At 66.5% G+C, this 14,452-nt stretch carries 11 protein-coding genes; 8 read left to right on the forward strand and 3 right to left on the reverse strand.

What is annotated here, in order from left to right; translation table 11 throughout:
• The first annotated feature begins 115 nt into the window (after positions 1–115).
• The 5 genes from I5E68_RS12135 (at position 116) to I5E68_RS12155 (ending at position 6,537) form a co-directional block, all read left to right on the forward strand.
• Positions 116–2,284, forward strand: coding sequence for a nucleoside-diphosphate sugar epimerase/dehydratase (locus tag I5E68_RS12135; RefSeq protein ID WP_197164046.1), 2,169 nt, complete (start codon positions 116–118; stop codon positions 2,282–2,284).
• Complete coding sequence (locus I5E68_RS12140) at positions 2,281–3,546, forward strand: DegT/DnrJ/EryC1/StrS family aminotransferase (protein WP_197164048.1); 1,266 nt, start codon at positions 2,281–2,283, stop codon at positions 3,544–3,546. The genes I5E68_RS12135 and I5E68_RS12140 overlap by 4 nt, the downstream gene beginning before the upstream one ends.
• Entirely contained in the window at positions 3,543–4,466 is a 924-nt protein-coding gene (locus I5E68_RS12145; RefSeq protein WP_197164050.1) for a sulfotransferase family protein, read from the forward strand. The genes I5E68_RS12140 and I5E68_RS12145 overlap by 4 nt, the downstream gene beginning before the upstream one ends.
• A 159-nt stretch (positions 4,467–4,625) precedes the next feature.
• A complete protein-coding gene (locus I5E68_RS12150; RefSeq protein WP_197164053.1) occupies positions 4,626–5,279 on the forward strand; it encodes a polysaccharide biosynthesis/export family protein in 654 nt (217 codons plus the stop codon).
• Between the two features lie 13 nt (positions 5,280–5,292).
• Positions 5,293–6,537, forward strand: a complete 1,245-nt coding sequence (locus I5E68_RS12155; RefSeq protein ID WP_197164055.1) for an outer membrane beta-barrel protein — start codon at positions 5,293–5,295, stop codon at positions 6,535–6,537.
• A 41-nt stretch (positions 6,538–6,578) separates the two neighbouring features.
• Here the strand turns inward: I5E68_RS12155 and I5E68_RS12160 are convergent, their stop codons facing one another.
• The 3 genes from I5E68_RS12160 to I5E68_RS12170 are packed head-to-tail and all read right to left on the reverse strand — an operon-like array spanning position 6,579 to position 10,220.
• Positions 6,579–7,781 (reverse strand): glycosyltransferase family 4 protein, encoded by a 1,203-nt coding sequence (locus I5E68_RS12160; RefSeq protein ID WP_197164821.1) that lies wholly within the window; start codon positions 7,779–7,781, stop codon positions 6,579–6,581.
• 5 nt (positions 7,782–7,786) lie between these two features.
• The gene (locus I5E68_RS12165; protein ID WP_228726954.1) at positions 7,787–9,133 is read right to left on the reverse strand and encodes a pectate lyase family protein; all 1,347 of its coding nucleotides are present in this window, start codon (positions 9,131–9,133) and stop codon (positions 7,787–7,789) included.
• Positions 9,134–9,191: 58 nt separating this feature from the next.
• Positions 9,192–10,220, reverse strand: a complete 1,029-nt coding sequence (locus I5E68_RS12170; RefSeq protein WP_197164059.1) for a sulfotransferase family protein — start codon at positions 10,218–10,220, stop codon at positions 9,192–9,194.
• A gap of 266 nt (positions 10,221–10,486) precedes the next feature.
• Here I5E68_RS12170 and I5E68_RS12175 point away from each other — a divergent pair, with 266 nt between their 5' ends.
• The 3 genes from I5E68_RS12175 to I5E68_RS12185 are packed head-to-tail and all read left to right on the forward strand — an operon-like array spanning position 10,487 to position 14,450.
• A complete protein-coding gene (locus tag I5E68_RS12175; RefSeq protein ID WP_197164061.1) occupies positions 10,487–11,830 on the forward strand; it encodes an O-antigen ligase family protein in 1,344 nt (447 codons plus the stop codon).
• Complete coding sequence (locus I5E68_RS12180; RefSeq protein ID WP_197164063.1) at positions 11,827–13,260, forward strand: lipopolysaccharide biosynthesis protein; 1,434 nt, start codon at positions 11,827–11,829, stop codon at positions 13,258–13,260. Before I5E68_RS12175 ends, I5E68_RS12180 begins: the two co-directional genes overlap by 4 nt.
• Positions 13,257–14,450, forward strand: a complete 1,194-nt coding sequence (locus I5E68_RS12185; protein ID WP_197164065.1) for a glycosyltransferase — start codon at positions 13,257–13,259, stop codon at positions 14,448–14,450. The genes I5E68_RS12180 and I5E68_RS12185 overlap by 4 nt, the downstream gene beginning before the upstream one ends.
• The last annotated feature ends 2 nt before the right edge of the window (positions 14,451–14,452 follow it).

Genomic DNA, 14,452 nt, shown 5'->3' on the forward strand with positions numbered 1-14,452 from the left:
GATCACGTGCGCAAGGGCCTGCTCGGCCATAGCCTTGTTGCCTGACACGGTTAAACGCGGCCAGCCCGCACCCGAACCGCGTCCGCGAGGTTCCCCCAGAGCCAGGGCAGCAAGCATGACACAGACATCAACCGGCGAGCGGGCAGGTCCGGAACGCGGCTTCCAGGGCAGGCTGATCGGGGTCCGGCGCCTCGACAGCGCCGATGCCCACCGGCGCACCTCGCTGGAGCGCTTCTCGCTGCGCCGCGCCCTGCGCAGCCAGATGCTGCTGGGCATCGACTTCGTGGCCATCTCCGCGACGTTCGTCATCGCCTTCCTGCTGGTCGGTAGCGGCCCTTTCCCGCATGTCGACTACGTCACCTGGATCACCGCCGCGACCGCCAGCGGCACGCTCGGGGTGCTCTATCTCTTTGGCATGTATCGCAGGAACTGGCGCTTCTTCCGCTTCGCTCACGCGGTACACCTGCTGCTGGCGACGCTTCCTGCCTTCGTCACCGGCTGGTCCATTGCTTGCCTGTTTCCGGCGGTGCGCGCCGAGCAGGGTCACCTTGCCGTGGTCATGCTTGTCCACTGGCTTCTGGGAATGGGCGCGATGATCGGCGCGCGCGGGCTTCGCCGCGCCCTGCACGAGCACCTGACCCGGGCGGCTTGCTATCGCCCGCGCGCCGACACCGATCCCGACCTGCCGCACGCCATTCTCGTGGGCTCGCCCGACTGGGTGGTCTCGATCATCGACATGCTGCGGCGCGAACAGACCCCCTCGTTCGTGGTCGCGGGTATCCTCCTGCCTTCTGCGGCCGAGACGCTGATGCAGATCGCCAACGTTCCGGTCCTGGGTTGCCACGGAGATCTGGGCTGCGCGGTCGACAAGCTCGAAGCGCGCGGCAAGCGTCCCTCCCTCGTGATTGCCTGCGACGACGGCAACGAGTTGTCCAATCGCGAGATGGCCCGGCTCAGCTCGAAGGCGCGCAACCTGAAGCTAAAGCTCTCGCGCATCCGCGACGGGTGGAGCCAGATGCTCCAGCAGACCAGCACCATCGCGCCCGATGCCGAGCTTTCGGTCAAGGACCTGCTCGGACGCAGCGAGTTCTCGCTTGAGGGCGAGCAAGTCTCGAGCCAGGTCTCGGGGCGCTGTGTGCTGGTTACCGGCGGGGGCGGTACCATCGGCGGCGAGCTTTGCTGGCAGCTCGCCGCCTTTCGCCCCTCGCGCCTCGTCGTGCTCGATCACAGCGAGTACATGCTCTACGCGATCGAGATGAAGCTGCGCGAGCGGTTTCCGGACCTCGATATCTGCACCGAGCTGGTCAATATCCGCAACCGCGACGAGGTCCGCGCAGTCTTCGACAAGCACCGCCCGCGCATCGTCTACCACGCCGCCGCGCTCAAGCACGTGCCGATCGTCGAACAGAACCCCTGCGCCGGGGTGCACACCAATATCCTTGGCACCCGGATCGTCGCCGACGCGGTTTGCGAGTTCGGTACCGAGGCGATGGTCCAAGTGTCGACCGACAAGGCGGTCAATCCGGTCGGGATGATGGGAGCGACCAAGCGGGTGGGAGAACTCTACAGCCAAGCGCTCGACATGTGCGGCGCCGACGATCCCGACGCACCGCGTTTCATGACCGTGCGCTTCGGAAACGTGCTGGGGTCGAGCGGCTCGATTGTACCGCTGTTCCATCGCCAGTTGCGCGAAGGGCGCCCTCTGACCGTCACGCACCCGGACATCGAGCGCTTCTTCATGACCGTGCGCGAGGCGGTCCAGCTGATCCTGCAGAGCAGCGCCGCGGCGCTGGGGCAGGACTCCCAGCGCGGGTCGATCTTCGTCCTCGACATGGGCAAGCCGGTGCGCATCGTCGACCTCGCCTATCGCATGATCCGCCTCTACGGGCTCCAGCCGGAGATCGACGTCCCGGTCAGGTTCGTCGGCCTGCGCCCGGGAGAGAAGCTCTACGAGGAACTGTTCGACACCTGCGAGGAGCAGCTGCCCTCGGGGATCAAGGGCATCTTCGAGGCGAAGTCGCGTCCGATCCCGTTGCCGCACATCTCGCGCAGCATCGACCGCCTCGCCCGCGCGGTCGAGCTTGGTGACCATGCCGAGGCCCGGCGCATCACCCATACCCTGGTCAAGATACCCTCAGGCGGAGTCACCTTCCAGCTCGTGGGCGAGCAGAACGCGGGAATTCCCGGCATTGTCCAGGCACCGCCCGCAGCCGCAGGCGTCGCGAGTACCACGTCAGGCAAGGCCCACCAGCCAGCCGGTACCACGGGAATGAGCCCCGCATGAGCCTTCCACGATCCATCGCGGAAACGCCCCCGGACATCGGCATACCACCGGTCCGCTCGCAATGGCCGCGCCATGAGCCCGACGAGATCGCCGCCGTCACGGCAGTACTCGAGAGCGGCCGTGTCAATGCCCTCCTCCATGGCGAGCAGACGCGCGCGCTCGCCAGTGAATTCGCTGCCTTCATCGGCGCGACAGACGGTTGCGGTGACGAGCCCGGCAAGGAGCCTCTGGCGGGCATGTGCCTAGCCAACGGCACGGTCTCGCTTGAAGTCGGCCTGAGGGCGCTCGGCATCGGGCCCGGCGACGAAGTGGTGGTTCCGGCACGCAGCTTCTTCGCCTCGGCCAGCTGCGTGCTCGCCTGCGGGGCCACGCCTGTCTTCGCCGATGTCGACCCATTCAGCCAGAACATCGACCCGGCCTCGGTCGAGCGCATGATCGGTCCCATGACCCGGGCGATACTGTGTGTGCACCTTGCCGGCTGGCCGTGCGACATGGACGCGCTGGTCGCCCTGTGCCGCACCCATGGCCTGTTCCTCGTCGAGGACTGTGCGCAGGCGCACGGCGCGCACTGGCGCGGGCAGCGCGTAGGCAGCTTCGGCGACATCTCCTCATTCTCGTTCTGCACCGACAAGATCATGTCGACCGGCGGCGAAGGCGGACTGCTGCTGACCCGCTCGCCCGAGATCTGGCGCAAGGCCTGGTCGATCAAGGACCATGGCAAAGACCATGCACGGGCCACCGACGGCAAGGGCATCGCCGGCGAATTTCGCTATATCCACGTGCGTGCCGGGACCAATGCGCGCATGACCGAGATGCAGGCCGCGATCGGGCGACGCCAGCTGGCCAAGCTGCCGCGGTGGCTGGCGCAGCGACAGGCCAACCTCGCCAGCCTGCGCGAGGCACTCGAGCAGGTGCCCGGACTGATCCTTCCCCAGCCCCCGGCCCATGCCGGGCACGCCGGCTACAAGGCCTACGTCCTGCTCGAAGGCGATGGTGCGACGATGGAACGGCGCCGTGGTGAAGCGGTGCGCGCCCTGCTCGCGCGCGGCATCCCCGCAGCGCCCGGCTCGTGTCCGGACATGAGCCGCGAACCCGCTTTCGATGGCCTGCCACCGGGACGCGACGGCGACCTGCCGCAGGCAGCCGCACTGGGCGCACGCAGTGTAATGCTGCCCTGCGACCATACCCTGGACGAAGCGGACATGATCCGCATGGCCCGAGGACTGCAGGACGTCCTCATGCAAGATATTCTCGAGGCATGACGACGACCGCTGCATCGCACTCCGGAGCACCCCCTCCCATCGCGCAACGCGCCGCGTCGGAGGATGCAGGCTGGCACCCCTCGTTCGTGGTCATCGGCGCTGTCAAGGCGGCGACGACCTGGATCCAGATGCGGCTGCGGGAAAATCCCGATGTGTTCATGCCTGCCTGCGAGCCACATTTCTTCAGCAGCGGTTACGATGCTGGCGAAGCGCATTACCGCACTTTCTTCGAACAACGCCCGAGCGGGGTGCGGGTCATCGGCGAGAAGTCGGCCGACTACCTCGCGCACCCCATGGCTGCCGCGCGAATGGCCCGCATGTTGCCCGAAGTGCGCCTCGCGGTCCTGTTGCGCGACCCGGTGGAACGCGCCTATTCGGACTACAAGATGCTCTACCGCCGCGGCACCGTGAAGGGCCCGCCCGAGGCCTATCTCACCCGGCCCGGATCGGCCTACCAGCGCTTCTTGTTCGACGGACTTTATGCGCGCCATCTCGAACGCTGGCTCGAGCTGTTCCCGCGCGAGGCCCTGCTCGCCTTCTGCCACGAGGACGTGGCGCAGCGCCCGCGCGCGATCATCGAGGCGGTCTCGCACCATATCGGCGTGACGCCGGTCCTTGTGGAACCCCACGCCGCGCGCACCGAGAACGACAGCAGCACTGCGATCCTGCCGCTACCGCTGCGCAAGGCGCTCTCCCCTTTCAAGCGTGCGGTGCGTCCCTGGCGCGGCACCCCGGTCTTCGAAGGCACGAGGGCCCTGTTCGCACGCGAGATCGCCTATCCTCCGCTCAGCGCAGACCTTCGCGCGAGACTATGCGACTTCTACGCCAGCGATACCGAGCGGCTCGAACAGATGCTCGGTATCGATCTTTCGCACTGGCAGTGCTCGCCGGGTGCAAGCAGGCAACACGGCCGTTCTTGAGGCCCGCCCGAATTGGGCAAGCCCCTCGCCCAAGTTGACGGGTGATCACCCACAATAACCAATGAGAATCTCCAGCTTTCGCTTAAGCTTGGTGCCTATCAGTTCATGGTCCGCCCCCTAGAGCGCGGGAGGGCCGTATCCTTACACAAGGAGCGATCCATGACATTGACCAGTCACCCAGTTCAATTTCCCCGGAGCAGGACGGGGAACGCCAGTGGCACCAGCCACCAAAGGCGCATACGCGGTGCCGCCTCCGGCCTCGTCCTGACGATCGGAGCGGCCTGCGCGATGCTGACGGGCTGCTCGTCTCCCACCGCATCCCTGCCCACGCTCGCATCCACGCAGTCCAGTCCCTACCGCGTGGATGCGGGCGACCAGATCCACGTCGCAATCCAGGACCTGGAGACCGTCGAAGGCGACTACACCGTCGAGGACGGCGGCGCGATCTCGCTGCCCTATCTCAAGTCGGTCAAGGTCGCCGGGCTTGGCTACCGCGAGATCGAGCAGACCATCGCGACCAGTCTCGTCGAGCGCGGCATCCTCACCGGCGATCCGGTAGTCAACGTACGCCCGGCGCAACTGCGCCCGTTCTACGTCACCGGAGAGGTCAACCAGCCCGGCGAATTCCAGTTCCGCGAAGGCATGACCGTACTCGCCGCGCTTTCGGCGGCCGGCGGCTACACCTACCGCGCCAAGACCAACGTGGTCGCGATCACCCGCACTACCGACGGGCAGGACGTGACCGCACAGGCAGACGAGTCCACCATAATCAAGCCAGGCGACCGTATCCGGGTCTACGAACGCTGGTTCTGAGCCGATGCGGCTCGTGCCCGGCTCCGGCCCGTTCAACCTCCTGCGCTCGGGCAGCGCGGTCGCGCTCGCTGCGGCCAGTCTCCCGGCGCACGCCCAGACCGAGCGACTGGGCAGCACCGCCCCCTCGGTCTACGCCGAAGACAAGGCCTACCAGGTACCCGCGATCACCAGCGGCCCGGTCCTCATCACCGCCGAAGCCAGTGCGCGCATCGAGTACGACGACAACATCTACGCCCTGCCGCGCAATGCGATCGACGACTTCGCGCTTACTGTCTCCCCGCGCCTCGAGTTGAGCTACGGCTCGAGCAGTCTGCGCTACAAGGTTTCGGGCACGGCTGCGATCCGTCGCTTTGCGGATCGCAAGACCGAGAACTCTGAGGCATGGAACGTCGACAGCCAACTCGACTGGACCCCCTCGACCACCTCGAGACTTTCGATGAACCTCTACACCGGGAGGGCCATAGAGCCGCGCGGCGATCCCGAGGCGCGCATCGATCCCACCAGCGGACCGCGCGCGATCGACCTGCTCGGCGCGATAGCGGGTTTTCGCCGGCAGTCGGGGCGCATGCTGTTCGACGTCGAAGCCGCCGCACGGCGCTTCGATGCCGTCTCCAGCTACGATGCCGATCGCGACTTCTCGACTTATGCCGGGCGTGCAACAGCCGGTTACCGGGTGACGGGAAGCGTCTTCGCCACCGCCACCGCCTTTCTCGCGCGGCGCGAATTCCGGCTTGATCGCACCGTACAGGGGGTCGAGCGCAACGCCACGACCTGGGGCGGGCGCCTCGGTGTAGAGATCGTTCCCGGCGGCCTGTTCGAGGGCAACTTCTCGCTCGGTGCATTCCGCCACGAACCCGACGCGCCGACGATACCGCCGCGCACCGGCTTCTCTCTGGCCGGAGCGCTGACCTACCGCCCCTCGCGCCGCACCGCGGTCACGCTCAACGCCTCGAACGGCGACGTCGCGACATTCCGCAGCGGCGCACAGGGCCGCACCGACACCCGGCTGCGCCTCGGCATCGAACAGGAAGTACGCCACAACCTGCTCGCCAACCTGCGCTTCAGCCTGCGCAACAGCAAGTACGTCGGAACCGGGCTTCAGGAAAACACCGCCTCGGTATCGGGCGAAGTGGAGTATCTCGTCGGGCCCGGCATGTCGCTGGCCGCAAGCGCCCAGTTCGCCAAGCGCGACGCCGACATCGCGCGCGACAACTTCGAACGCTTCCGTACCGGCGTGAGCTTCCGCCTGCGCTTCTGACATCGGCAGGTGCTTGCAGCCCGATCCGCAGCACAATCGAGTCAGGCCAGCGCATGATAGGTCGCGATCACCCGCGTGGCATGGTTCTGCCGGGAAAACCGCTGCCGCGCCGCCAGTCTCGCACGCTCGACCATGGTCTCGCGCACGACGCACTCGCGCGACAGCTGCTCGGCGACGAGAGCCATGGCATTGGCATCGCCGGGCTCTACCAGCACGCCGCACCCGCCTTCGAGCGCCTCGGGATTACCGCCCGAGCTGACCGCCACGACCGGTGTCCCCACCAGCATAGCCTCGACCAGCGTCCGCCCGAGCGGCTCGTCGACCGCAGGCACCAGCAACATATCGCAGCCTGCCAGCCACTCGTGCCCGGGCGTGCGCCAGCCGAGCCGCTCGACCCGAGCCGGTCCGCGCATCGCCCTGATCGCGGCATCGAGACGCGCCTCCATTTTCGGATCGCGGGCCAGGCCGAACATCGCACCGACCACAGGGCGATCGCTGATCCGGCCCAGCGCCTCGATCGCCGCGACGAAGTCCAGCGGACGCTTGCGCTCGACGAATGCGCCGAAATAGCCGCAGATCAGCGTGTCCTCGTGCGCGCCTGTGGCATCGAGGATTAGCTGGCGCATCCGCACACGGTCGGCAGTGATAGAAACGTCGAACGGGCTGTGTATGACGCTCGCACTGGCTGCCGCACCGAGCTGCCCGCGGGGCAGCGCAAAGCTGGAAACGGCAACGATGCGATCGGCCAGAAACGGAGCGACATAGCGCAGCCCCCGCGCGCCGGGATCGCCGCGATGATGCCACAGCAGCCGTACCTTGGCGATCCGTGCCGCAAGCGCCCAACTGGCATGGCTGCGTCCGTCGTTGGTATGAACGATATCCACGCCCTGCGCGCGCAGGAAGGCCGCGCGGCGACGCAGCCCGGCGAACGTGCGCGCTGCCTGCAAGGGACCGAAACTCTGCCCCGGCCGGAACGACCTGGGCGGCGGTGCGGGATCGACCACCTGCTCGAACCCGGAAAAGAAGCGGGCGAGCTTGCCATCGCGAATCTCGGGCACGACCAGCACGCGGTAGGCGGCAGGGTCGAGTTCCTCGAGCAAGCCACGAAGCGAAACGTGGCTGCCTCCCAAGGCATCGCCAGCGAGCGGATAGCACACCGTGAGACGCCGACTGATCGCGAACTGAGCCCCTTGCGCACAGCGCGATGCCGTTCCGGCGAGTTCGGCCCCGAAGCCCGGGGGCATTTCGCTCACAGGCCCAGTTCCATCTCGCGGTAAATCAGAAACTCCTCGAGGTTTTCCACCCCGTCGCCATCGATGTCACCCCATGGATCGCCGCGTTGCGGGTTGGTGCCGACCATGCGCTCCCAGCCATCCGACATTCCGTCCTGATCGCTATCGGCATCGGGCGTCTCCCTGTCCCACGAAGGCAACTTGGGATCGGGCTGGCCGATCCGCCCCGAACTGTGTTTGATGTCATAAATCACCTGATCGTCGATCGCATCGCGCGGGAAGGCCCCGGCCCGCGCGAGGACGCGCGAATAGGCGGTGCTCGAATCGACCGGCTGCAGCGTCAGAGCGCAGATCGGGGTAGGCTCCTGCACCTGACGTACCGCCGAATTGACCTGCTCGAAGCCGCCCTGAAAACGATTATCCCACAAGTACACCCGCGCCTTGCCGGTCGAATAGCGCGTATCGCGCGCGATACCGACTGCCTGACTGGCCGTATTGGGGCCCGAGATGAACGAGTTGCCGACGATCGATACCGGGGTGCCACCAAACGATTCCCAGATCTCGGCAAAGCGCGAGGCACCGTTGTAGAGCACATTGTTGACGACCTCGACGCACGAGTGCGGCGGGAAGTTGAGGTCCGGATTGCGATCACCGTTGTGTGCACACACGTTGTTGATGAAGCTGAAACGCTGGCCTTCCTCGGGATCGCTCGCGAGAAGCGCGCACTTGTCGTGCGAAGGAATGCCCCAGGCGAAGATCGAGTTGCTCACCGTGATCGAATCGTTGTCGCCATAACCGTTGATCAGTTCGTCACGCGCCCACGAGGCGCTTACGTGATCGATGATCACGTTCGAGCTGTTCTCGATGGTGATGGTATCTTCCGAACCGCGATTGCCGCCGGGGCGATCGGGACGGATGCGGATGTGACGCACGACGACATCGTGCGTGTTCTTGATCACCAGCGGGGTACGTCCGTTGCTGCCGCCCGAATGAGCAATGGTGATGCCGCTGCCCGGCGAGGTTTGCCCGGCGATGGTGAGATAGGGGTTACGCACAACGGGTGGCCGCTCGGAAAAGCGGATCAGGCCATTGACCCGGAACACGCATACGCGCGGCCCCTTCGCCTCAATGCAGGCACGCAGCGAGCCCTTGCCCGCGTCGTTGAGATTGGTGACCATCATGATCGTGCCCCCGCGCCCACCCTTCGCGTTGGCTCCGAAACCGAGCGCACCGGGGAAGGCCTTTTTGCCCGGCAAGGGCGAAACCGTGGGACGCTGCGGCGCGGCCTGAACCGGCTGGCCACCGGTGTGAAGCAGGAACCAGCCCGCCGTCACGAAAGCTGCCAGCGCCGACCCCTTGGCCAACAAGTGCCTTTGCCCGCGCCTGCGTATACTCATGTGTGGCATCGTCTCTCTCCCGATTTCAGACCCCGGCCGCAAGGCTCGCCGACGATGGTCGGATCGTCTCGGTCCGATATCCATAGCGATGCGCCATCGCGCCGGTGAGCACCCCGACGAGGCGCTGCCTCGCCGCAGGCATCTCGTTTCGCCAGGCCTCGTCGGCCCGGATCACGAGGCTGTCCTTCATGCGATGGCGACTGCCCGCGACCTGATGTGCGGGATAGAGTACGCCCTCCCCCCCGCCGTGCGTTCCTGCGAGCGGCATTTCGCGATCACGCCAAGGGTGCAGGACGGTGGCGATGGTCCCTGCCGGATCGGCAACCAGATCCTCGTAACGCACCCGTGCAGAGCGTTGCGCCCCGACCTTGCGGCACAGCCGCTCGGCTGCGCGGTTCACGAGGGCCCAGCGCATCGCGACATAGGCCGAGGCTCTGGGCCTGATCTCCTTTTGCACGCCGCGTTCGAGTTCGCGCGCGATGGATTTGGACATCGACCACACCACTGCGCGCGGATCGCGCACGAGGTGGATCACGTGCAGATCTATCCCCGGCGTCGCGGCAAGCGCAAAACCGCGTCCGGGCAGCTTCGAACTGTCCACCAGAAACGGCGGGGGAGCAACTGGATCTCCGGCAGCTTCCCGAGAGATCGCGGCAAACAGCGCGTGCGTTTCACGGCGATGCAGAGCGCGCGCTGGATGCGGCAGGCGCGCGATCCCGGGCAAGGCCTCAAGATGGCGCTGGGCCCTTGCCAGGTGCGCCAGACGTCGCTCGATACCCCCTGCCCTCGCCTCTTCGTTCTTCTGACCCATCTGGCCGAGCTGCCCGGCTCGACCTACCGGCGCAGCCCCGGCCTCCCAGCGCTCGACGACACGGCTCCAGAAAGTGCACGCGCGGACCCTCTCGCCACAGGCGCAATATTCGTCTCTGGGCCACACATGGCGCGAAAGTGCAGTCAGCTCGCCCAACCCGGCGACACCGCCAGCGTTGCCCAGAGCAATGTCGAGCAGCGTCGAACCGCTCCGTCCGTAACCGGCGATATAGATGACACGCACAGGGGCGGTATCAAGGATTGTACTGGACGGGCGCTCTCGCACGTGACGATCTCCAAGCCATCTGGCTCCAGCCCCCCGGGCGCGAAAAATCCGCGCCCCTCGCGGGACCTCCGGATCGCTGCGCACCCCGTTTCTACGCAAGGCAGCGCCGGGCGGCCAAGTCCCCAATTGGAGTGAGCCACGCATGCATCGTGCCGCACACGGCTACCAACAATGCGCAAGGGCGCTGGCCGAACTTGTCTTTGCCTGATCGCGCGCAGCCCCGCATGATCCTTGACATGGTGGCACTTAATCCCGGCATCAACGATGGTTACGGCGGCTACCCCAGTGCCGCCCTTGCCCCCGGCGGCATCCGCTCCTCGACGCCCGGCAGCCGCGCCGCATTTCTCGCGCTTGGCTATCTCCTGCCGATCGCCTCGTTCATCATGTCGTGGCGCGTACTGCGCCTGACCCAGGCCAACCTCACCTTGTCCGACGGCCTGCTGGCAGCCGCGATCGCGATCCTGGTGATCGCGGCTAGGCTTGAGATGAAGCCGTTCGGACGGCTCTCGGGCGCCTGGATCATGGGGCTTACGCTCATGCTCGGCGGACTGCTGGCAAGCTCGCTCTATCACGCCGACACGAACCGCTGGCTGATCGTCGCAGCACAGTACATTTTCGCCATGCTGCTGTTCCCGATGGCGCTGTCGAGCGTTTCCTCCGGATTGCTGCGGCGCTGCGTACTGGCCTATCTGTACGGGACCGCCGCCTCGCAGGCGATCAGTCTCGCCATCGCCCCCTTCTATGCCGAAGCCGAATGGCTGCATTGGCTGGGCCGGGGCTTCTTCACCGGCAACGGCCGGCTCGGAGCGCTGACCGGCGAGCCCAATCCCAACGGCGCGGTTTGTGCCTATGCGCTGGTCATCCTGCTCCACGCGATGCTGTCGCGTTGGTTGCGCCTAGTCGTCGCGATCCCGCTGGCGGTGCTGATCGGCTGGGGCCTGCTCGCCAGCGCCAGCGTCACCGGGTTCGCAGCTACGGTGATCGCCTGTGTCGTATTCCTGGGCTTCTCGCATCCGCGCAACCTGGCGAAGGTCGGCATTCCCTTCGCTGCCTTTGTGGGAATCTACTTCACCGTTGGCGGACCGATCCCCCAGACATTCGAGGAACGTGTTTACGAAGCCATGGCCTCGGGCGATCCGGACAAGGCCGGGACTTACATCGGCCGCTCCGCGCTGATCCGCGAATCCTGGGCCATGGCCGACGACAACCTGCTCGTCGGGCTGGGTGCCGACCGTTACCGCGTCGAGAGCATCTACGGTGCGCCGGTCCACAACATCCACTTACTCATGCTCAACGAAGGCGGCCTGATCTGCGCCATCGGCCTTTGGACCTTGTTCGGCACGATGTTCGCGGCAGGTTTCGCAGTCCTTGGCCGGGTGCGCCTCGACGGGGCTGCATGCCTTGGCGTGACAACCGCGTTCATGGTCTACGCCATGGCCATTCCGCACATGTACACGCGGATATGGGCCGGGCCGCCGCTGCTGTTCCTGATGTGGGCTCTGGTCCATCTCGCCGAAACGCCCGATCCCTCCAGCCACTACGCGGAGCCTGCCGGAGACGACGGGTGAGCCCGGGCGACATCGCCTCGCGGGGCCGGCGGCGCGCCCGCGGCCCACTCTCGCCTGCTGGTCTGGTCTCGCGCTGGCAAGCCAGCAAACTGCTGCGCCCGCGGCTTGTGAGCCTGTTCCACCTGTTGTCCGGCAGCTTCGGCAGCGCGCTGGTGATGATGGGTTCGATCGCCATCGCCACCCATGCGCTGGGTGCACAAGTCTTCGGGGTGATGGTGGTGGTGCTCTCGATCGGGCGCACCTGCGAACGGCTGCTGCGCTTCGAATCGTGGCAGCCCCTGATCCGCTTCGTCGCCAAGGCGCAGCAAGAACAGGCCAGCCCGGAAACCCTGTCGCGCCTCTATTCCTACGGATTGCTCCTCGACTTCACGGGCGCGTTCGCATCGGCTGCGCTCGCGATCCTCGTCGCCTGGCTGCTGGGCCCCTTGTTCGGGCTCGGAGAGGGGCACGTTGGCCTGGTCGCGATCTATGCCTGTGCGATCCTGTGCAACGTACGCGGTGCCTCGAGCGCAGCGCTGCGCTTTTGCGGTCGGTTCCGCACCCTCGCCTATATCCAGCTGGTCTCGAGCCTGCTGCGCCTTGGCTGCGCCGCCGCTCTGCTGCTCGCAGGAGCCGGCCTCACCGCATTTCTTGTATTGTGGACCAGCGCGCAGATCCTGGATTCGCTCCTGTTCAATCTGGTCGGGATGCGCACGCTCGCGCGAACCGGTGTGCCCAGCCCGTTCACAGCGGATCGGCGTGGTCTCATGGAGCAGTTCCCCGGGTTCCTGCGCTTCGCCTTCTCGACCAACCTGTCCTCGACCATGCGCACGCTCACTCACGAGACCGACACTCTGCTTGTCTCCGCCTTCGCCGGTCCGGGACCGGCCGGGCTCTACTACCTCTCCCGGCGCATCGCCAAGGTCGCGCAAAGCGCGGGCGACATGATCCAGACCGTCGTCTATCCCGATCTCGCGCGCATCTGGGCAAGTGTGGCGCGCCCTGCAATGGGCCGGTTCGTGCGCGTGATACAGGCCATCATGGGCGCGCTGGCACTGGCTGCGCTGGGGCTGGTCTGGCTTGTCGGGGAACCGGTCATAGCGCGCGCCTTCGGCGCCCAGTTCGCCCCGGTCTGGCCGATGCTTCTGGCCCAGATCGTCGCGGTCGGCGCAATTCTCCATGCAGCCCCGGCGCGCTCTGCCATGCTGGCGATGAACCGGCCGGGCTACGTACTCGCGACCGCGATCCTCTCGACCCTGGTGTTCTTCGCCAGCGCCTTGCTGCTCATGCCCCGCTTCGGCGCGATCGGCGCGAATTTCGCGCACATTGCCTTTGGCACCGTAACCGTTGTGGCGCTCGACATCGGCATCTGGCGCGCCTTGCGGCTCGCAGGTACCGCCCCCGAATGCGAGGTGGCTGGTGCAGACCTGACCGGACCACGCGAGCGATGACACTCGCCTTAACCCGCGACCTCCACCCGCGCGCCAGCACGCCGCCACAGGTCTCCGGATTGCGCCTGTGGTCGATCGTCAACAGCCTGACCTCGGGCGGTGCCGAAATTTTCGTCACCAGCCTTCATGCCGCGCTCGCCAACCGCGGCCTCGCGACCACCACGCTGGCGCTGTGCGACGCACAGGCACTGGGCAATTCGCAGGCGATGGAGGCGCGTCTCGCCGAGCGACTGGATCAGTGCGGGAGCCGATTCGCCTCGCTTGGGCTCGACGCACGCCGCTCCACGCTCAAGGGCGCAGCAGCGTTGCGCCGGCTCTTCGCGAGCGAGGGGCGTCCGCAGGTCATCCATGCTCATACCGTACGCGCGATTCCGATCTGCGCCCTTGCCGGCTGGCGCGGTCCGCTGGTCGTCACCCATCACAACAGCCGCCTCTCGTTCGCCCCGCGCATGTTCACGCTGTTCGACTTCTTCGTCGATCACTGGGTCGCGATCAGTCCGGACGTCGCGGCCCATTACCGCCGACATTCGCGCCGGGCACACACTCCGATCGCCAACGCCCCCGACAGCCAGTTCACCGTCGACACGCCGCGAACGACGCCGGGTGAGCCGCCGCGCATTCTGAGCGTCGGCGCCATCTCAGACCAGAAGCACTACGAGCTACTGATCGAGACCGCCGCCAGCTTGCGCGCAATTAGTACGCACGGCTCCATGCCGATATTCGAGATCGCCGGCGGTGGCGAAGGACTGCCCACGCTGAGCGCGGCGGTAAAAGCGCGCGGGCTCGAGGACCATGTCCATTTCCTTGGCGAGCGCGACGACGTGCCCGCGCTCATGGCCCGCGCCGACTGCCTGCTCAACACCTCGCGCTACGAGGGCATGCCGGTGTCGCTGCTCGAGGCCTTTGCCATGGCCCTGCCCGTCGTCGCCACCGCAGTCGCGGGCAATCGCGACCTGGTGCAAGGCGACGTCAACGGGCTGCTCGCAACCGAGGAGCCGCAAGCGCTGGCAGGCGCCATAAGGCGCATGTTCGATGAACCCGGACTCTATGCCCGACTCTCGGCCGGCTCGCTTGCTTCGCGCGAACGCTATTCGATGAATGCAGCAGCCTCGCGCCATCTCGCCCTTTACGAGCACCTCTGCGCAAGCGGCGCCGCGGCGAAACCGATCGGCCCCGCCCGAACGGACTAGCC

The organism is Novosphingobium aureum, assembly GCF_015865035.1.
Lineage (GTDB): Bacteria > Pseudomonadota > Alphaproteobacteria > Sphingomonadales > Sphingomonadaceae > Novosphingobium > Novosphingobium aureum.

What these genes read in the sequence shown, in the direction of transcription:
- I5E68_RS12135 (WP_197164046.1), top strand. Translation starts at nt 116, where the DNA reads ATGACACAGACATCAACCGGCGAGCGGGCAGGTCCGGAACGCGGCTTC.
- I5E68_RS12175 (WP_197164061.1), top strand. Translation starts at nt 10,487, where the DNA reads ATGATCCTTGACATGGTGGCACTTAATCCCGGCATCAACGATGGTTAC.
- I5E68_RS12160 (WP_197164821.1), bottom strand. Translation starts at nt 7,781, where the DNA reads ATGCCCCCGGGCTTCGGGGCCGAACTCGCCGGAACGGCATCGCGCTGT.
- I5E68_RS12145 (WP_197164050.1), top strand. Translation starts at nt 3,543, where the DNA reads ATGACGACGACCGCTGCATCGCACTCCGGAGCACCCCCTCCCATCGCG.
- I5E68_RS12150 (WP_197164053.1), top strand. Translation starts at nt 4,626, where the DNA reads ATGACATTGACCAGTCACCCAGTTCAATTTCCCCGGAGCAGGACGGGG.
- I5E68_RS12185 (WP_197164065.1), top strand. Translation starts at nt 13,257, where the DNA reads ATGACACTCGCCTTAACCCGCGACCTCCACCCGCGCGCCAGCACGCCG.
- I5E68_RS12140 (WP_197164048.1), top strand. Translation starts at nt 2,281, where the DNA reads ATGAGCCTTCCACGATCCATCGCGGAAACGCCCCCGGACATCGGCATA.